Here is a 17030-nt window from a genome sequence, read left to right as displayed (position 1 = left end):
TGTGCATCAGTTTACGGTGATGCCAGCGAGCGGCTGGAACAGCACCGGCGAGGACTGCCAGAAGCCCTTCACATTGGTCTTGATGATCGAGATCTGCGGCATCTGGAAAAGGAAGGCGTGGACCGCCTGATCTGTCAGGTAGCGCTGGCCTTCCTTGAGCAGCTCGTTGCGCTTTGTCTCGTCTGCTTCGGTGCTGATATTGTCCCAGAGCGCGTTGAATTTGGCATCATCGTAGCCGTAGAAATACTTCGGACCCTTGGCGAAGTTGCCCATGTCGTTGGGCGAGGTGTGGGCGATGATGGTCATGTCGTAATTCTGCTTCTTGTAGACTTCGTCCAGCCAGAAGCCCCATTCGACGTTCTCGACCTTGGCGTCGATACCGGCCTCTTTCAGTTCGGCCTGGATGATCTCGGCCGAGCGGGTGGCATACGCGAAGGGCGGCACGCGAAGGGTCATCGTGGTTCCGGCAACGCCGGCATCCTCGAACATCTTCTTCGCCTTCTCGGCGTCATGCGGATAGACAGCGGTCAGATCGACATAGGCCTTGCCATGCGGCGGGTAGAAGCTGCCGATCGGAACGGCGACGCCATACATCGCGCCTTCGATGATCTCGTCGCGGTCGATGGCGGTCGAGACGGCGCGGCGCACCTCGACGTTGTTGAACGGCGGCTTGGAGTTGTTCATGGCAAGGATGACCTCGCCTTCGGTCGAACCGACGTTGACCGAGAAGCGCGGGTCGCTTTCGAACTGGGGCAGCATCTCGGGCGCCGGGAAGCCCGGATAGGCGTCGATCTCGTCCGAGAGCAGCGCGGCGGCAGCGGCGGCGGCGTCAGCGATAAACCGGAACTCGACCTTGTCGACCTGCACGTCGGCCGCATGGCGCCAGTCGGGGTTCTTGACCAGGGTCAGGCGGTCGCCGCGGGTCCAGCTGTCATATTTGAAGGCGCCGGTGCCGATGGGCGTCGTCGCGTTGCCGTCGACGCTTTCCTCGGCAACGATCGATGCATCGCCCTGCGCCAGATTGAACAGGAAGAAGGCATCCTTGTTCTTGAGCGTGATCACCACCGTGCCCGCATCGGGCGCTTCGACAGACGCAATCGGCTTGAAGATGCTTTTCGACGGGTTGGTGCTGTCTTCGGCCATAGCACGCTTGAACGCGAAGAGCACGTCGGCGGAATCGAAGTCGGTGCCGTCATGGTATTTGACGCCCTGCGCCAGCTTGAAGGTATAGGTCAGCCCGTCATCCGAAACGGTCCAGCTGTCGGCGAGTTGCGGCAGAACCTCGCCGCTCGGCGCGACCGTGGTCAGCGATTCGTAGACGTTCTGGGTCAGCATCCCGTCGATGGAGGCCGTGGCATCTGCCGTCGGATCCAGCGAGGTCGGTTCCTGCTGCAGGCCGACGACCAGTTTGGTCTCGGCATGGGCCGAAGCCGCGAAGGCCGTGGCGAGGGCCAGGGCGGCCGCTGCGGTTCTGAGGGTGAAACGGGTGGTCATTACTCAATCTCCAGTGTTCCGGCGGGGCCGCACGTCCACAGGGCGCGGGATACCTGCCGCTACGGTGCCCCAGGCATGGGGGAGCGTCAACGCTCTTTGCGACATCCGTACGGGTCCGAATCTGCCGGAATTCCCTTGCCAAGTGCGAGGCTGTGACTTCTACTTGTGGCAATCCGGACCTCGGACGGGACATGGCGCGCCCGACCCGGTAACACGTTGCGCCAACAGAAATATGTCACCTGCACGTCACCAAGTCAGATTATGGTGTGAGCAGGTCAATAATTGTGGGAGACCAAAGCAAGATGAAAAACAAACTCCTGGCCACCGTAAGCCTGATCGCCGTCGCCGCGGCGCCGATCGCACAGGCGCAGTCGGTTGACGAACTCTATGCTGCTGCCAAGACGGAAGGGATGCTGACGACCATCGCCCTGCCGCATGACTGGTGCGGCTATGGCGCGGTTATCGAAGGCTTCAAAGCCAAGTATCCGGGCATCGAGGTGAACGAGCTGAACCCGGATGCCGGGTCTGCCGACGAACTCGAAGCCATCCGCGCAAACAAGGACAACAAGGGTCCGCAGGCGCCAGACGTGATCGACGTGGGTCTGGCCTTCGGTCCTGCCGCCAAGGACGAAGGCCTGATCCAGCCCTACAAGGTATCCACCTGGGACACGATTCCCGACGGGGCCAAGGACGCCGAGGGTTACTGGTACGGCGACTATTACGGCGTGATGTCCTTCATCGTGAACAAGGATCTGGTGCCGAATTCGCCGATGTCCTTCGCCGACCTGCTCAAGCCCGAGTATGCCGGCTCCGTCGCGCTGGCCGGCGATCCGCGCGCCTCGAACCAGGCGATCCTCGCCGTGCTGGCCGCCGGTCTCGCAAAGGGCGCCGAAGCAGGCAAGCCTGCTGCCGAGGCGGGGCTGGAGTTCTTTGCCGAGCTGAACAAGGCGGGCAACTTCGTGCCCGTGATCGGCAAGGCCGGCACGCTGGCGCAAGGCACTACCCCGATCACCATCAAGTGGGACTACAACGCGCTGGCCGACCGCGACACGCTGAACGGCAACCCGCCGGTTGACGTGATCGTTCCGTCCGACGGCGTGCTGGCCGGTGTCTACGTTCAGGCGATCTCGGCCTATGCGCCGCATCCGAACGCCGCGAAGCTGTGGATGGAGTATCTCTATTCGGACGAAGGTCAGCTTGGCTGGCTGGCCGGCTACTGCCACCCGATCCGCTTCAACGATCTGGCCAAGAAGGGTGTGATCCCGCAGGAGATGATGGACAAGCTGCCGCCGGCCGAAGGCTATGAAAAGGCCGTGTTCCCGACCCTTGATCAGGTGAACGCCAACAAGGAAGCGGTTGTCGGCGGCTGGGACAGCGTCGTCGGCGCGAACGTCCAGTAACAGACCGAAGAGAGGCTCCGGCCCTGGCCGGGGCCTCTTGCCAAACGGGCAGGCGCGCGTCAGACGTGCCGAAACGACAGGGACAAACAGACCGTATGCCAGCGCCTCATCGCACAGGCTTTGCATTGCCGATCAAATGGCTGGGCCTGGCGCCTTTCGCGCTGTTCGCCTTCCTGTTCCTGATCCTGCCGACGCTCTATATCGTGGTTGGTGCCTTCCGGACAGGTGACGGCAGCTTCACCTTCCAGAACATCCTTGACCTGAACACGCCCAGCATCCGGTCGGCCTATTGGGTGTCGATCAAGGTCTCGGTCGCCTCGGCGCTGATCGGCTGCCTGATCGGCTTTGGCATGGCGGCGGCGGTGACGCTCGGCAACCTGCCGCGCTGGCTGCGCAATCCGCTGATGACCTTTTCGGGCGTCGCCTCGAACTTTGCCGGCGTGCCGCTCGCCTTCGCGTTCATCGCGACGCTGGGGCCGCGCGGGATGGTGACAGGCTGGATCCAGGAGGTGTTCGACATCAACCTGCGGATGTACGGCTGGAACCTTCTCAGCACCTATGGCCTGATCATCACCTATCTGTTCTTCCAGATCCCGCTGATGATCCTCATCATCGCGCCCGCTCTGGACGGTCTCAAGCGCGAATGGCGCGAGGCGGCAGCGATGCTGGGGGCGACCGGCGCACAATACTGGCGCATGGTGGCCCTGCCGATCCTGTTCCCCTCGCTGCTCGGCACCTTCGCACTGCTGTTTGCCAATGCCTTCGGCGCCGTTGCAACGGCCATCGCGCTCACCGGACCATCGCTGAACATTGCGCCGATCCTGCTGTTCGCGCAGATCCGGGGCGACGTGCTCGGCTCGCCCAATCTCGGCTACGCGCTGGCCTTCGGCATGATCGTGATCACCGGTATCGCCAACTTCCTCTACATCTGGTTGCGCACCCGATCCGAGAGGTGGCTGAAATGAACCGCTGGCTCGCCTGGGGCGTCCTTCTTCTCGGAGTGATCTATTTCATCCTGCCGCTTATGGGGATGGCCGAGTTCTCGCTGTCCATGCGGCGCGGAGTCTATTCCTTCGACGCCTATGCCGCCGTTCTGACCGATCCCCGGTTCCAGCAGACCTTCGGCTATTCGGTCATGATGGCCGTCTTTACGATCCTCTTCGGCGTCCTGCTGGTAGTCCCGACCGCTTATTGGGTTCGCCTCAAGATGCCCGAGGCGCGGCCCTTCATCGAGTTCGTCACCCTGCTTCCACTGGTCATTCCGGCCATCGTGATCGTCTTCGGCTATATCCGGCTTTACAATACGTCGTCCTGGCTGCCCCTGACAGGCAGCGTGACCGGCACCAACATCCTGCTGATGTTCGGCTATGCCACTCTTTCCCTGCCCTACATGTATCGCGCCGTGGATACGGGCCTCAGGACCATCGACGTGGCGACCCTGACCGAGGCGGCGCAGTCGCTGGGGGCGGGGTGGACCACGATCCTGGCAAAGATCATCCTGCCCAATGTGCTGGTCGCGGTTCTGTCCGGCGCCTTTGTCACCTTCGCCATCGTGATCGGCGAATTCACCATGGCCGCGCTGCTCGATCGTCCGGCGTTCGGTCCTTACATGCAACTTCTCGGCGCCAACCGCGCCTATGAGCCAGCGGCGCTTGCCGTGATCGCCTTTGCGATCACCTGGGCCTGCATGGGGCTGATCCAGCTGGTCAGCCGGTTCACCAAACACACGCAAGCGGGGCGCTGATGGCCTTTCTCGAACTCGATTCCCTGGAGAAATTCTACGGGCCGACACAGGTGGTGAAGAAATTCTCGCTTGCCGTCGAAAAGGGCGAGTTCGTCTCGTTCCTTGGTCCCTCGGGCTGCGGCAAGACGACGACCCTGCGCATGGTGGCGGGTTTCGAGACGCCGACCTCGGGCAGCATCCGGATCGACGGCAAGGACGTGGTGAACCTGCGCCCGAACCAACGCAACATCGGCATGGTGTTCCAGTCGTATGCGCTGTTCCCGAACCTTACGGTGGCGCAGAACGTCGGCTTCGGCATGAAGGTCGCGGGCAAGCCCCGGGCCGAGATCGACGCCCGCGTGGCTGAGATGCTGGGCATCATCGGTTTGCCCGACCTTGGCGCGCGCTATCCCTTCCAGCTGTCGGGCGGCCAGCAACAGCGGGTGGCGCTGGCCCGCGCGCTGGCGATCCAGCCGCAGGTTCTGCTGCTGGACGAACCGCTTTCGGCGCTCGACGCGCAGATCCGCGTGTCGCTGCGCAGCGAAATCCGTGCGATCCAGCAAAAGCTGGGCATCACCACGATCTACGTGACGCACGACCAGGAAGAGGCGCTGTCGATGTCGGACCGCATCGTGGTCATGCACAGGGGCCGGGCCGATCAGGTCGGCACGCCGGTGGAGATCTACAACCGGCCGACGACCCGCTTTGTGGCGTCCTTTGTCGGGACCCTGAACCAGATCGAAGGTCGGGTGGAGGATGCCGCCAGCGGCCATGTCATCGCCGCCGGGCAAAGCCTGGTGCTGGGCCGGCGGCTGGATCAGGCCAACGGAACCGCCGTTGCGCTGGCGTTCCGGCCCGAGGCGCTGCACCGCGGGGACCATCCCGGCGAGATCAGCCTCACCGGGCGCATTGCGGAGGTGCATTTCCTCGGGGCGGTCATTCGGATGAAGGTCGACCTGGGCCGCACGCTTGTGTCGCTCGACAGTTTCAACCGCGCAGGCGCTGATCTGCCGCGCGCCGGCGACGAGGTTACGCTCTCGATTTCGTCGGGCGACGTGCTGGTTCTGGGCGACTGAGCCCTACATCACCGCGCCGATCTGCCAGGGCACGAATTCGTAGTCGCCCAGGCCCTGCCGCTCCGACTTGCTTTCCTCGCCCGAGGCGACACGCAGGATCAGCTCGTAGATCTCGCGCCCCTTCGCCTCCAGCGTGACCCCCGCCGTCAGCATGTCACCTGCGTTGACGTCCATGTCGTCGGTCATGCGGGCATACATTTCCGAGTTGGTCGCCACCTTGATCGTCGGTGCGGGCTTTGACCCGAAGGCCGAGCCGCGCCCAGTGGTGAAGACGACAAGGTTGCAGCCGCCGGCAATCTGGCCGGTGACGCTGGCCGGATCGTAGCCGGGCGAATCCATGAAGGTGAAGCCCTTCGCCGTCACCGGTTCGGCATACTTGTAGACGCCCGTCAGCGGGGTGGTGCCGCCCTTCGCCGCGGCGCCGAGGGATTTTTCGAGGATCGTGGTCAGCCCGCCCTTCTTGTTGCCGGGAGAGGGGTTGTTGTCCATCGACCCCTTGTTGCGCGCCGTATAGTCCTCCCACCAGCGGATCAGGCCGACGAGCTTGTCGCCGACCTCGCGGTCTACCGCGCGGCGTGTCAGCAGGTGTTCGGCGCCGTAGATCTCGGGGGTTTCGGCCAGCACGCCGGTGCCGCCCTGCGCCGCCAGCAGGTCGCAGGCATAGCCGAGCGCCGGGTTGGCCGTGATGCCCGACCACGCGTCGGAGCCGCCGCATTGCAGGGCGACCTTCAGGTCCGAGGCCGGGCAAGGCTCACGCCGCGCCTCGTTGACGATGGGCAGCATCGCGCGGACCTTCTGAATGCCCAGTTCGATCGTCTTTTGCAGCCCCGCCACGTTCTGGATGTTCATCGTCTGGAACGTCGGCCCCTGCTTCAGCTGGTAGGCGTCGAGCAGCCAGTCGATCTGGTTCATCTCGCAGCCGAGCCCCACCATCAGCACGCCGCCGTTGTTCGGGTGCCGCGCATAGCCCCACATCACCCGTTGCAGCGCCTCGAACCCCTCGCCCGACCCCGCCATGCCGCAGCCGGTGCCATGCACGAAGGCCGCCACGCCATCGACGTTCGGATAGGCCGCCAGCTCTTCCGGCCCGAAGGCGTCGGCGATGCGGCGCGCGGCGGTGGCCGAGCAGTTCACCGAGGTGACGATGGCGATATAGTTGCGCGTCCCCACCGACCCGTTTGCGCGGCGATAGCCCATGAAGGTGTCAGGCACCGCCGCCGGAGTCACCGGGCGCATGTCGGTGCCGAACTCGTAGTCCATGTCGGTGTTGCGGAAGGCCACGTTGTGCACGTGCACATGGTCGCCCGCTGCGATATCCTCGGACGCCAGCCCGATGAACTGCGCATACTTGCGCACCATCTCGCCCTTGGGGATCGCCCGCGTGGCGATCTTGTGGCCCGAGGGGATCAGCGCGCGGGTGGCAACGCCTTCGATGTCGGTGCCGACCTCGAGAGCGCGGGTGGCCGTCACCACATTGTCGTCGGCATCGAGGCGGATGAAGGGCAACATGGCTTTGGTCTCCCGTGGCTGGGGCCGGATCAGCGGTTGAGGTCTTCGTCGATGTAGGTGCGCACGATCTCGTGGAAGTCGGTTTCGGCCTTGAAGCCAAGTGCGGTGGCCCGGTCGGCGGTATAGCGGCGCGGCCAGCCTTCGACGATGCGCTCGATCAGCGGGTCGGGCTGGCGCTTGATCAGCGCCACCACGTTGTTCCCCGCGACGTCACGCAGCGCCTCGATCTGTTCGGCCACCGTGCAGGCGACGCCCGGCATGTTGAGCGCGCGGCGGGCGCCGAGGTCGGCTGTGTCGAGTTCGGCTGCCTTCAGCAGGAATCCCACGGCAGAGCGGGGCGAGGCGTGCATGTGGCTCACCGTATCGGGCACCGGCAGGATCGCCTCCTGCCCGTTCAGCGGCTCGCGGATGATGCCCGAGAAGAAGCCAGAGGCGGCCTTGTTCGGCTTGCCCGGACGTACGCAGATGGTGGGCAGCCGGACCGAGACGCCGTCGACAAAGCCCTTGCGGGAAAAGTCGTTGATCATCTGTTCGCAGATCACCTTCTGCGCACCATATGACGTCAGCGGCGCGGTCAGGAATTCGTCGTCGAAGACCTCGGGGAAGGGCGCGCCAAACACGGCGATGGACGATGTGAACACGATCCGCGGGCGATATGAACCGCCGCTGGCCTCATGTTCCGCCCGCAGCGCCTGCAAAAGCTCCCAGCAGGGGAACATGTTGACCTGCCAGCCCTTGTCGAAATCCACTTCGGCTTCGCCCGACACGATGGAGGCGAGGTGGAACACCACGTCGGGCCGTTCCGCCGCCAGCGGCTTCATGATGCCGGCGTCGGTGACGGTGCCGGTGATCTGGCGTGCGACCGGGGCGGGCGAGGGCGGAAAGGCCATGTCATGGGCGATCACCTCGGCCGGTGCCCCCCGGAAGCCGTCGCGCGCGATCCGCGCGGCGAGTTTCTGGCCGATCATTCCACCGGCGCCGAGAATCAGTATCCGCATGAAGTCCTCCCTTGGGCACCGAAGCGGTTCGGTGCTGGTCTTTTCAATCGCCCCGCGCTAATCCAGAGTCAACAAAATGGTATACCGGATCCGCAGGTTGCGGAGCCGGCTGGCAATCAGGAGGAACGCGCCAATGAAACTCGTCCGTTACGGTGAACCGGGGCAGGAGAAACCAGGTCTGATCGACAGTGCCGGAACCCTGCGGGACCTGTCGGCCCATGTGGCCGACATCACCGGTGCCGTACTGTCGGACGGCGCATTGGACAAGCTGCGGGCGCTGGACGAGTCCTCGCTTCCGGCGGTTTCCGGCACTCCGCGTTTCGGGCCCTGCGTGGGGCAGATCGGCAAGATGTGCTGCATCGGTCTGAACTATTCCGACCATGCCGCCGAAACCGGGTCGAAAATCCCCGAGCACCCGATCCTGTTCATGAAGGCCACGTCGGCCATCATCGGGCCGAACGACACCGTGGTGATGCCGCGCGGATCGAAGGCCTGTGACTGGGAAATCGAACTGGGCGTGGTGATCGGCACCAAGGCGAAATACGTCAAGGAAGAGGACGCGCTGAACCATGTGGCCGGCTACTGCATCGTCAACGACGTGAGCGAGCGCGATTTCCAGAACAAGCTGACTGGCCAATGGACCAAGGGCAAGTCCTGCGACACCTTCGGCCCGACCGGCCCCTGGCTGGTGACGCGCGACGAGATCGAGGATCCGCAGAACCTGGCGATGGCGCTGGACGTCAACGGAGAGCGGCGCCAGACCGGCAATACCTCGACCATGATCTTCTCGGTGCGCCAGATCATCGCGCATCTGTCGTCGCTGTTCACCCTGCACCCGGGCGACGTGATCGCCACCGGCACGCCTCCGGGCGTCGGTCTGGGCATGAAGCCGCAGCCGGTGTTCCTCAAGGCCGGCGACGTGATGGACGTGAGCATCGCGGGTCTGGGCAAGCAGCGTCAGAACGTTGTGGCGGACGACTGAGCGATGAAACCCGATCTGCTTCTTGTCGGCAACGTCAGCCCGCGCATGCGCGGGCGGCTGGATGCCGAGTTCACGGTGCACCCTTTGCCTGATGAGCCGGCGCGCGCCAACTTTCTGGCCGAGACCGGGCCGAAGATCACTGCTTGCTGCACCACAATCGGTCTTACAACCGAAGTGATGGATGCGTTGCCCAACCTCAAGATCGTCTCCTCGTACGGCGTGGGGTATGATTCCATCGATGCCGCCCATGCGGCCGACCGGGGGATCATCGTCACCCATACGCCGAACGTGCTGAACGACGAGGTGGCGAATACCGCGATCCTCCTCTGGTTCGCGACCGCGCGCAAACTGGTCGCCTACGACCGCTACGTCCGCGAAGGCCGCTGGGAGCGTGAAGGCGCGGCGCCGTTGACCGCCAGCCCGCAGAACCGCACGGTCGGGATCGTGGGTCTGGGCCGGATCGGTCTGGCGATTGCCGAGCGACTGGGCGTCTTCGGCGCGACGGTGGTCTATCACTCGCGGTCGAAGAAGGACGCGCCCTACGCCTTCTATCCCGATCTGGTGGAAATGGCGCGTGCCTGCGACGTGCTGATCTGCATCACGCCGGGCGGGCCGGGCACCAGGCACATCATCAACGCCGAGGTGATCGATGCGCTGGGGCCTGAGGGTATTCTGGTCAACGTCGCGCGGGGGTCTGTCGTGGACGAGGCCGCGCTGATCAAGGCCCTGCAGGAGGGCCGCCTGGGTGGCGCGGGGCTGGACGTGTTCGAGGAGGAGCCGAAGGTGCCTTCCGCGTTCTTCGGGATGGACAACGTGACCCTGCAGCCTCACGTCGGCAGCGCAACGCATGCCACCCGGCAGGCGATGGGCGATCTGACCTGCGACAACCTGAGCCAGTATCTGAAGGATGGCACCGCGCTGACGCCGGTGCCGGAATGCGCCCATCTGGTGAAACGCTGAGTGCGGGGGCCGGAATTCTGCAAGAATTCCGGTCCATTTTCCTTGCAGGAAAAATGGCCTCGTCAGAGGCTCACGCCATAGACCCTTTGCGCCGTGCCGTTGCAGATCGCGCGCTGTTCGTCCTCGGACAGCGGGGCGATCAGGCTGCGGAAGGCGGCGATCCACTCGGCCAGGCCTGCCGTCTTGTTGACGACGGGCCAGTCGCTGCCCCAGAGGCAGCGCTCGGGGCCGAAACAGTCGATCACATGTGACACATAGGGCCGGATCGCCTCGGCGGTGGCGTTACCGGGGCTGCAATAGGCCATCACGCCGGAAACCTTGGCGACCACGTTGCCGCGCTCGGCCAGGTCGCGCATGTGGGCGCGCCAGGGGTCGAGACCGCCGCCGGCGATGTCGGGCACGCCGCAGTGGTCGATCACGAACCGGGTGTTCGGGCAGGCATCGGCCAGCGCCGCGGCCAGCGGCAGCTGGTCGGCGCGCATGACGATGTCGAAGGTCAGGTCGCGTGGGCCGAGCCGGGCGACATTGGCGCGGAAGGCCGCGCCCTGCGAGACCTCATCGGGCACCTCGTGCAGGATCCGGCGCAGGCCGACGACCGGCAGGTCGGCGATTTCCTCGAGCCATTCCGAAAAGGCAGCGGTGTCTTCGGGCCGACAGGCGGCGATCAGGCCCAGGATGCCGCTGCCAGGCTTTTTGGCCAGAGCGGCGACGACGCGTGCCTCGCGGGCATAGTCATCGGCGTCAGCCTCCATGAACAGCGTGCCCGAGATGCCGCGCCCTGCAGTCAAGGCCGCATAGTCGTCGAGCGTGAAATCCCGCCCGGCCAGCGCCGGCAGCCCGTCGGCCCAGGCATAGCCCAGCCGGTCGCGGTATAGCAGGTGCTGATGCGTGTCGAGCAGGGGGATCATCACGTCGCTCCTCCGAGGGCTACACCAGTCTAGGGTGTTTCGCCGGTCGGTTGAACCGGTGAAATCGGAGAATGGGCTGGGCGGCGTCAGGCCGCCCGCCGAATGTCGGACCTTTCTGGGTGTCCCGCGGTGGGCCGGCGTGTCAGAGACCCAGCAGCCTCCGCCCATTCTCCTTCAGGATCAGCGGTTTCACCTCTTCCCGAAAGCCTGCGGCTTCGAAATCGGCCAGCCAGCGGTCGGGCGTGATCGCGGGCCAGTCCGACCCGAAGAGCATCTTCTTTTTCAGCAGCGAATTGGCGTATTTCACCAGGATTTCAGGGAAATACTTGGGGCTCCAGCCGCTGAGGTCGATGTAGACATTGGGTTTGTGCTGACAGACCGCCAGCGCCTCTTCCTGCCAGGGAAAGCTGGGATGGGCGAGGATGATCTTGAGGTCGGGGAAATCCGCCGCAACATCGTCAAGCGCCATCGGGTTGGAATATTTGAGCTTCATCCCCATGCCGCCCCGCATCCCCGAGCCGACTCCGGTCTGGCCGGTGTGAAACAGCGCAACCTTGCCCTCTTCCTGGATCGCGTCATAGATCGGATGGAACTGGTGTTCGTCCGGCCAGAAGCCCTGCATCGTCGGGTGGAACTTGAAGCCCTGCACGTTGAAATCGCGGACCAGACGGCGGATTTCGCGCACGCCGGCCTTGCCCTTCCACGGATCGACCGAGGCGAAGGGGATCAGGATATCGTCATTCTCGGCGCAGATCTGGGCGACTTCCTCGTTGGAATAGCGACGGAAGCCGGTTTCGCGTTCGGCATCCACCGGAAAGATCACCGCGGCGATATTGCGCTGGCGATAATAGGCGGCGGTTTCCTGCACCGAGGGGAGCATTCCCTTGGCCCCGGCCGGATTCTTGAAGTAGGCGGCCATGCCGGCCTGGAATTCGTCATAGCCATCGTCGCGGGGACCGCAGCAGGGTTCTTCGGCATGGGTGTGGATGTCGATGGCGACAACCTTGTCGAGGTCTATCATTGGTCTTGCTCCATACCATTGAATTTCTGAAGAATTCTCACCAGCATCCGGAATTCGTCGTTGCTGAGCCGGGTGTGCTCGTGCGCGATGTAGTTGAGGAAGTCAGGCTTTTTCTCGGCCACGAAACGGCTGCCTTCGACAGTCAGCCGCAGCCGGACCGAGCGGCGGTCATCCTCGGGGATGATCCGTTCGACAAACCCGTTGTCGACGGCGCGCTGCACCAGCTTGGTCATATGCGCGGGCTTGATGCGCAGCTTGCGGGCGACAAGTCCCTGTCGCGCTTCGGGGTTCAGGCCGATGACCCAGAGCACGGTGAACTCGCCGGGTTTCAGCCCGTGATGGGCGAGAGTCTGGTAGAAGATCTCGAACATGCGCAGTTGCGCGAGGCGCAGCATCAGGCCCAGCGAACCTGCCATTTCGCCAAAGTCGATGGACTCGCCGGCGTCACCGCCTCGCACCCCAGATACCGGATAGGTCATGTTCAGCCGATGGGTCAAAGGGTCCTCCCCCGGCCAAATCGTATCGTGGGCAACAGTATCCTTGTAAACTGTTTTATCTCTGGTGTGTGTCCAGGGAGGCCAGATCGTCGAGGATGGGACAGTCGGGCCTGTTGTCGCCGGCGCAGCAGTGCACCAGATGCGCCAGCGTCGCCCGCATGGACTGAAGCTGGGCGATCTTGGAGTCGATAGCGTTCAGATGCTCTTCGGCCACCGCGCGCACCTGGGCGCTTTCGCGCGTCTCATCCTCGTAAAGCGCCATGAGGGTGCGGCAGTCCTCGATGGAAAATCCCAGTGCCCGGGCCCGGCCAAGGAAGGCGAGCTTGTGCAGGTCGGCCTCGCGGAAGGCACGGTAACCGTTTTCCGACCGCTTGGGTTTGATCAGGCCGATATCCTCGTAATAGCGGATGGTCTTGGTTGGCAGGTTCGAGCGTTCGGCGACTTCTCCGATGTTCATGGCGATCTCCTATTCGGCGGGCGCGGGCACGGGCGCGCGGGTTGGTTGCGGCACCGTTTCGTCCATCTCGGGCGAAAGGCGGCGCAGGCGCAGGGCGTTGGTGAGCACAAAGACCGAGGACAGCGCCATCGCGCCAGCCGCCAACACCGGAGAGAGCAGCACCCCGAAGGCCGGGAACAACACGCCCGCCGCGACCGGGATCAGCGCGATGTTATAGCCGAAGGCCCAGCCGAGGTTCTGCTTGATGTTCCGCATGGTGGCGCGGGATACGGCGAAGGCATTGACCACCCCGCGCAAATCGCCCGACATCAGCACCACATCGGCGCTCTCGATGGCGACATCCGTGCCGGTGCCGATGGCGATGCCGACATCCGCATGAGCCAGCGCCGGGGCGTCGTTGATGCCGTCGCCGGTAAAGGCAACCTTGCCGTGCTGGCGCAGGTCGTCCAGGGCGGCGACCTTGCCGTCGGGCAGCACGCCCGCGATCACATGGTCGATGCCGGTTTCCCGCGCAATGGCCTCGGCCGTCTCGCGCTTGTCGCCGGTGATCATGGCGACCTTGAGGCCAAGCGCGTGCAGAGCAGCGATGGCCGCGCGGCTGGCGGGTTTCACCGGATCGGCGACCCCGATCACGGCCGCGATGCGCCCGTCGATGGCGGCAAAGAGCGCGGTGCGGCCGCGGCGGGCAAGCTCGGTCTCGGCCGCAGCGAGGGCATTGGCATCCACGCCTTCGCGGGTCATCAGGCGGTCGGCGCCGACCAGCACCTCATGTCCGTCCACCATGGCGCGCACGCCGTAGCCGGTGATCGAGGTAAACTCCGAAATGTCACCAGCGCGCAGACCTTCGGCGCGGGCGCCACGCACGATGGCTTCGGCGATTGGATGCTCGGACCGGGCCTCGACCGCGGCGATCAGGGCAAGCACGTTTGCGCGGTCGAACCCCTCGGCCAGGATCAGATCGGTCAGCTCGGGGCGGCCTTCGGTCACGGTTCCGGTCTTGTCCAGCGCGACAACGCCGACGGTGCCCAATTCCTGCAGGGCGTCGCCCTTGCGGAACAACACCCCCATCTCGGCGGCGCGTCCGGTGCCGACCATGATCGAGGTCGGCGTGGCAAGGCCCATGGCACAGGGGCAGGCGATGATCAGAACGGAGACACCGGCCACCAGCGCATTGGTCAGCACCGGGGCGGGGCCGAAAATCAGCCAGACCAGCACGGTCAGCAGAGCAACGCCCATGACGGCGGGAACGAACCACAGCGTGATGCGGTCAACCATACCCTGTATGGGCAGTTTCGCGCCCTGCGCATCTTCGACCATGCGGATGATCTGCGCCAGCACCGTATCGGTGCCGACGCGAGTAGCGCGGAAGGTCAGGCTGCCGGCGCCGTTGACGGTGCCACCGGTCACATGGTCGCCGGCCCCTTTGGTCACGGGCACGGGTTCGCCGGTGATCATGCTTTCATCGACGTGGCTTTCGCCCTCGGTCACCTCGCCATCGACGGCGATGCGATCGCCGGGGCGCACGACGATCAGGTCGCCAGCGCGCAGGCTGGCGATGTCGACCTCGACCGGCTCGCCGTCCTTCAGGACGCGGGCGGTATGGGCCTGAAGCCCCAGCAGCTTCTGGATCGCGGCGCCGGTGCGCCCCTTGGCGCGGGCCTCGAGCCAACGGCCGATCAGGATGAGAACCACGATGACGGCCGCCGCTTCGAAATAGACCGCGCGGACGGCATCGGGCAACAGCGCGGGCAGGAAGGTGGCGACCAGCGAATAGAGATAGGCCGCCCCGGTGCCGACCGCGACCAGGCTGTTCATGTCCGGCGCGCCCTTGAGCAGCGCGGGAATGCCCTTGAGATAGAACTGGCGGCCGGGGCCGATCAGGACAGCGGTGGTAAGGACGAACTGGATAAGCCAGCTGGTCTGCTGGCCGATGGTCATGGCGATGGCATGATGCACCGCCGGGATCATGTGACCGCCCATCTCCATCAGGAAGACCGGAAGCGCCAGGGCGGCGGCAAAGATCACACGGCGGCGCAGGCCGCTGGCCTCTTCCTCTTTCCGCGCGGCGCGATCCATTGTGGCGGTCGCCTCGGCCAGGGTGGCGGGATACCCGGCCTCCTGCGCTACTCGCATCAGCGCGGTGGGGTCGGTGGCGCCTTCCAGATAAGCGACGCGGGCCGTTTCAGCGGCGAGGTTGACGTTGACCTCGATCACGCCCGGCACGGCGGCCAGCGCACGATCGACCCTGCCGACGCAAGAGGCGCAGGTCATCTCGCTGACGTTCAGCGTGACAGTCTGACGGCGGGCGGGATAACCCAGATCGTCGAGCTTTTGTGCGGCCTGCGCAACCTGCGCTGGGGTGCCGGCGGTGAAGCGGGCTGTTTCCGAGGCGAGGTTGACCGAGACGTCGGCCAGGCCCTCGACGGTTTTCAATCCGCGATCCACGCGTCCGACACAGGACGCGCAGGTCATGCCTTCGATGGAGAGTGTGACAGGGTTTGAAGTGGTCATATCGGCCTCCGGCGGGATGTTCCGATAGGTCAGATAAGGGTTCCAGTCACGGGAAGGTCAAGGGGGCAAGGCAATTTTCCTCGTCGCCCTCGCTTTTGCGGAAGGCGCGGGGCAAGACTGGCGTGTCATGACCCGCTTTTTCCACCTCGATCTTCCGTTCTGGCGCTTCGCGTTGAACTCGCTCGCGCTGAGCGTGGTCGGCATCTTGCCCCTGCTCGCGGTTTTTGTGCTGCTGACTTCCGGCTTCGCGTCGATGCTGCTTGGGAATGGCGAGGCTTTGAGTCGGTTTCTGAGGCAGGTCGTCACAACCGGGCTGCCGGTGGTTTTCGTGGTGAACTATCTCAGCCTGTTCCTGCTGGCCCTTGTGGCCGAGGGGCATATATCGCCGGGCCGCGCGATGGTCAGCGACGTCCTGCTGCGTCCGGTTCTGTTCGTCGCGCTGCACGGCCTGAGCTATGCACTGTCCGCGGACTGGTTCGACTCCTTCGGAGGCGACCGGATGCTGGCGTTGCGGGTCGTGGGGCCGACTTTGCAACGGTCCTGGGCGTTCGAGAATATTTCCGGCGTGTATCTCTATGCGACACTGGTGGCCGCGCTGCCGTTGCAGCTTGTGGCGTTGACCCGCGCCGGATGGGCGCGGGGTTTGGGCGCTTTGGGGCTGGCTATGCTGGCTTTCGCCGTGTCGGTCGCGATGACAACCGCAATGGCGGGCCTGATGGTGAGTTTGCTGGACTGAGCGGCGCGCGATAGGCTCAGAACTCGGGCGGAATGAAGAAGCGTTGCGAGGCCCCGCCGTCGGGATGGCGAAAGCGCAGCTCTTCCGAGTGCAGCATCATGCGCGGGTAGTCGCGCGCCGCACCGGTGGCATAGAACGGGTCGCCCAGGATAGGATGACCCAGCGCCAGCATGTGCACGCGCAGCTGGTGGCTGCGCCCGGTCTTAGGGAACAGACGCACGCGGGTGATCCCGTCCTCGTGGCGCAGGACCTTCCAGTCGGTCTGCGCGGCGCGGCCGCGTTCGTGATCGACCATCTGGCGGGGGCGGTTTTCCCAATCGACGATCAGCGGCAGATCGACAGTGCCGGACTTGGGTTCGAGCAGGCCAGACAACAGGGCGACATAGGCCTTGCGCGTCTGCCGCTTTTCGAACTGCAGGCCGAGGTGGCGCTGGGCGTGCGGCGTCAGCGCAAAGACCATGACCCCAGAGGTGTCGCGGTCGAGCCGGTGGACAAGAAGCACCTCGGGAAAGACCATGCGGATGCGTTCGATCAGGCAATCGGCCAGGTCGTCGCCTTTGCCCGGGACCGACAGCAGGCCCGCCGGCTTGTTCACGACCAGCACCTGCGCGTCATGGTGCAGGATGTCGAGCGGCACGTCGGGCGGCGCATAGGGTGTCGAGGTGATCATCGCGCCGACTTAAGGACAGCGGCGCGTCAGGGCAAGACGCCGCAACGTCGGGCTTGCCCGGTTGGGCACGCCGGGCAAGGGTGACGGC

16 protein-coding genes are annotated in these 17030 nt (G+C 64.8%); 7 read left to right on the top strand and 9 right to left on the bottom strand.

From position 1 onward, the window contains the following. Window positions 1-6 precede the first annotated feature (6 nt). Window positions 7-1494 (bottom strand): ABC transporter substrate-binding protein, encoded by a 1488-nt coding sequence (locus ACFO5X_RS06020; RefSeq protein ID WP_380716339.1) that lies wholly within the window; start codon window positions 1492-1494, stop codon window positions 7-9. A gap of 302 nt (window positions 1495-1796) precedes the next feature. On the opposite strand from ACFO5X_RS06020, the gene ACFO5X_RS06015 reads away from it, so the two are divergent. The 4 genes from ACFO5X_RS06015 (at window position 1797) to ACFO5X_RS06000 (ending at window position 5693) form a co-directional block, all read left to right on the top strand. Further along, complete coding sequence (locus ACFO5X_RS06015) at window positions 1797-2894, top strand: ABC transporter substrate-binding protein (protein WP_380716338.1); 1098 nt, start codon at window positions 1797-1799, stop codon at window positions 2892-2894. A 95-nt stretch (window positions 2895-2989) separates the two neighbouring features. Next, window positions 2990-3859 carry an ABC transporter permease gene (locus tag ACFO5X_RS06010; protein WP_380716337.1) on the top strand — a complete coding sequence of 290 codons (870 nt, stop codon included), beginning with the start codon at window positions 2990-2992 and terminating at the stop codon, window positions 3857-3859. Then, window positions 3856-4638 (top strand): ABC transporter permease, encoded by a 783-nt coding sequence (locus tag ACFO5X_RS06005; protein ID WP_380716336.1) that lies wholly within the window; start codon window positions 3856-3858, stop codon window positions 4636-4638. Before ACFO5X_RS06010 ends, ACFO5X_RS06005 begins: the two co-directional genes overlap by 4 nt. Next, complete coding sequence (locus tag ACFO5X_RS06000) at window positions 4638-5693, top strand: ABC transporter ATP-binding protein (RefSeq protein ID WP_380716335.1); 1056 nt, start codon at window positions 4638-4640, stop codon at window positions 5691-5693. Before ACFO5X_RS06005 ends, ACFO5X_RS06000 begins: the two co-directional genes overlap by 1 nt. 3 nt (window positions 5694-5696) lie before the next feature. On the opposite strand, the gene ACFO5X_RS05995 is transcribed toward ACFO5X_RS06000, so the two are convergent. Next, window positions 5697-7199, bottom strand: coding sequence for a UxaA family hydrolase (locus ACFO5X_RS05995; RefSeq protein WP_380716384.1), 1503 nt, complete (start codon window positions 7197-7199; stop codon window positions 5697-5699). Between the two features lie 32 nt (window positions 7200-7231). Next, on the bottom strand, window positions 7232-8200 hold the full coding sequence (gene denD / locus ACFO5X_RS05990; protein ID WP_380716334.1) for a D-erythronate dehydrogenase: 969 nt from the start codon (window positions 8198-8200) through the stop codon (window positions 7232-7234). 133 nt (window positions 8201-8333) lie between these two features. Here denD and ACFO5X_RS05985 point away from each other — a divergent pair, with 133 nt between their 5' ends. Next, window positions 8334-9182 carry a fumarylacetoacetate hydrolase family protein gene (locus ACFO5X_RS05985; protein WP_380716333.1) on the top strand — a complete coding sequence of 283 codons (849 nt, stop codon included), beginning with the start codon at window positions 8334-8336 and terminating at the stop codon, window positions 9180-9182. 3 nt (window positions 9183-9185) lie between these two features. Next, window positions 9186-10142 carry a 2-hydroxyacid dehydrogenase gene (locus tag ACFO5X_RS05980; protein ID WP_380716332.1) on the top strand — a complete coding sequence of 319 codons (957 nt, stop codon included), beginning with the start codon at window positions 9186-9188 and terminating at the stop codon, window positions 10140-10142. A 62-nt stretch (window positions 10143-10204) separates the two neighbouring features. On the opposite strand, the gene ACFO5X_RS05975 is transcribed toward ACFO5X_RS05980, so the two are convergent. The 5 genes from ACFO5X_RS05975 to ACFO5X_RS05955 all read right to left on the bottom strand — a co-directional run bounded on the left by ACFO5X_RS05975 (window position 10205) and on the right by ACFO5X_RS05955 (window position 15536). Next, window positions 10205-11050 carry an amidohydrolase family protein gene (locus tag ACFO5X_RS05975; RefSeq protein WP_380716331.1) on the bottom strand — a complete coding sequence of 282 codons (846 nt, stop codon included), beginning with the start codon at window positions 11048-11050 and terminating at the stop codon, window positions 10205-10207. 142 nt (window positions 11051-11192) lie between these two features. Continuing rightward, window positions 11193-12071: an amidohydrolase family protein gene (locus ACFO5X_RS05970; protein ID WP_380716330.1), complete on the bottom strand. Its 879-nt coding sequence runs from the start codon at window positions 12069-12071 to the stop codon at window positions 11193-11195. Further along, a complete protein-coding gene (locus ACFO5X_RS05965) occupies window positions 12068-12568 on the bottom strand; it encodes a MarR family winged helix-turn-helix transcriptional regulator (RefSeq protein ID WP_380716329.1) in 501 nt (166 codons plus the stop codon). The genes ACFO5X_RS05970 and ACFO5X_RS05965 overlap by 4 nt, the downstream gene beginning before the upstream one ends. A 55-nt stretch (window positions 12569-12623) precedes the next feature. Then, window positions 12624-13025 (bottom strand): Cu(I)-responsive transcriptional regulator, encoded by a 402-nt coding sequence (gene cueR / locus ACFO5X_RS05960; RefSeq protein WP_380716328.1) that lies wholly within the window; start codon window positions 13023-13025, stop codon window positions 12624-12626. 9 nt (window positions 13026-13034) lie between these two features. After that, complete coding sequence (locus tag ACFO5X_RS05955; protein ID WP_380716327.1) at window positions 13035-15536, bottom strand: heavy metal translocating P-type ATPase; 2502 nt, start codon at window positions 15534-15536, stop codon at window positions 13035-13037. Window positions 15537-15663: 127 nt separating this feature from the next. Between ACFO5X_RS05955 and ACFO5X_RS05950 the strand changes: the two genes are divergently transcribed. Next, the gene (locus ACFO5X_RS05950; RefSeq protein ID WP_380716326.1) at window positions 15664-16272 is read left to right on the top strand and encodes a hypothetical protein; all 609 of its coding nucleotides are present in this window, start codon (window positions 15664-15666) and stop codon (window positions 16270-16272) included. 16 nt (window positions 16273-16288) lie between these two features. Here the strand turns inward: ACFO5X_RS05950 and ACFO5X_RS05945 are convergent, their stop codons facing one another. Further along, window positions 16289-16942, bottom strand: a complete 654-nt coding sequence (locus tag ACFO5X_RS05945) for a pseudouridine synthase (RefSeq protein WP_380716325.1) — start codon at window positions 16940-16942, stop codon at window positions 16289-16291. Between the last annotated feature and the right edge of the window lie 88 nt (window positions 16943-17030).

Source organism: Seohaeicola nanhaiensis, from assembly GCF_042654245.1.
GTDB classification, from domain to species: domain Bacteria; phylum Pseudomonadota; class Alphaproteobacteria; order Rhodobacterales; family Rhodobacteraceae; genus Seohaeicola_A; species Seohaeicola_A nanhaiensis.
Note: the sequence above shows the minus strand (reverse complement) of the source record. Positions and strands in the feature narration are given on the sequence as shown.

Coding starts and splice junctions, on each gene's coding strand:
- ACFO5X_RS05975 (WP_380716331.1), bottom strand. CDS start 11,050: ATGATCCCCCTGCTCGACACGCATCAGCACCTGCTATACCGCGACCGG.
- ACFO5X_RS06005 (WP_380716336.1), top strand. CDS start 3,856: ATGAACCGCTGGCTCGCCTGGGGCGTCCTTCTTCTCGGAGTGATCTAT.
- ACFO5X_RS06015 (WP_380716338.1), top strand. CDS start 1,797: ATGAAAAACAAACTCCTGGCCACCGTAAGCCTGATCGCCGTCGCCGCG.
- cueR (WP_380716328.1), bottom strand. CDS start 13,025: ATGAACATCGGAGAAGTCGCCGAACGCTCGAACCTGCCAACCAAGACC.
- ACFO5X_RS05970 (WP_380716330.1), bottom strand. CDS start 12,071: ATGATAGACCTCGACAAGGTTGTCGCCATCGACATCCACACCCATGCC.
- ACFO5X_RS05950 (WP_380716326.1), top strand. CDS start 15,664: ATGACCCGCTTTTTCCACCTCGATCTTCCGTTCTGGCGCTTCGCGTTG.
- ACFO5X_RS06020 (WP_380716339.1), bottom strand. CDS start 1,494: ATGACCACCCGTTTCACCCTCAGAACCGCAGCGGCCGCCCTGGCCCTC.
- denD (WP_380716334.1), bottom strand. CDS start 8,200: ATGCGGATACTGATTCTCGGCGCCGGTGGAATGATCGGCCAGAAACTC.
- ACFO5X_RS05985 (WP_380716333.1), top strand. CDS start 8,334: ATGAAACTCGTCCGTTACGGTGAACCGGGGCAGGAGAAACCAGGTCTG.
- ACFO5X_RS05945 (WP_380716325.1), bottom strand. CDS start 16,942: ATGATCACCTCGACACCCTATGCGCCGCCCGACGTGCCGCTCGACATC.
- ACFO5X_RS05955 (WP_380716327.1), bottom strand. CDS start 15,536: ATGACCACTTCAAACCCTGTCACACTCTCCATCGAAGGCATGACCTGC.
- ACFO5X_RS05980 (WP_380716332.1), top strand. CDS start 9,186: ATGAAACCCGATCTGCTTCTTGTCGGCAACGTCAGCCCGCGCATGCGC.
- ACFO5X_RS06010 (WP_380716337.1), top strand. CDS start 2,990: ATGCCAGCGCCTCATCGCACAGGCTTTGCATTGCCGATCAAATGGCTG.
- ACFO5X_RS06000 (WP_380716335.1), top strand. CDS start 4,638: ATGGCCTTTCTCGAACTCGATTCCCTGGAGAAATTCTACGGGCCGACA.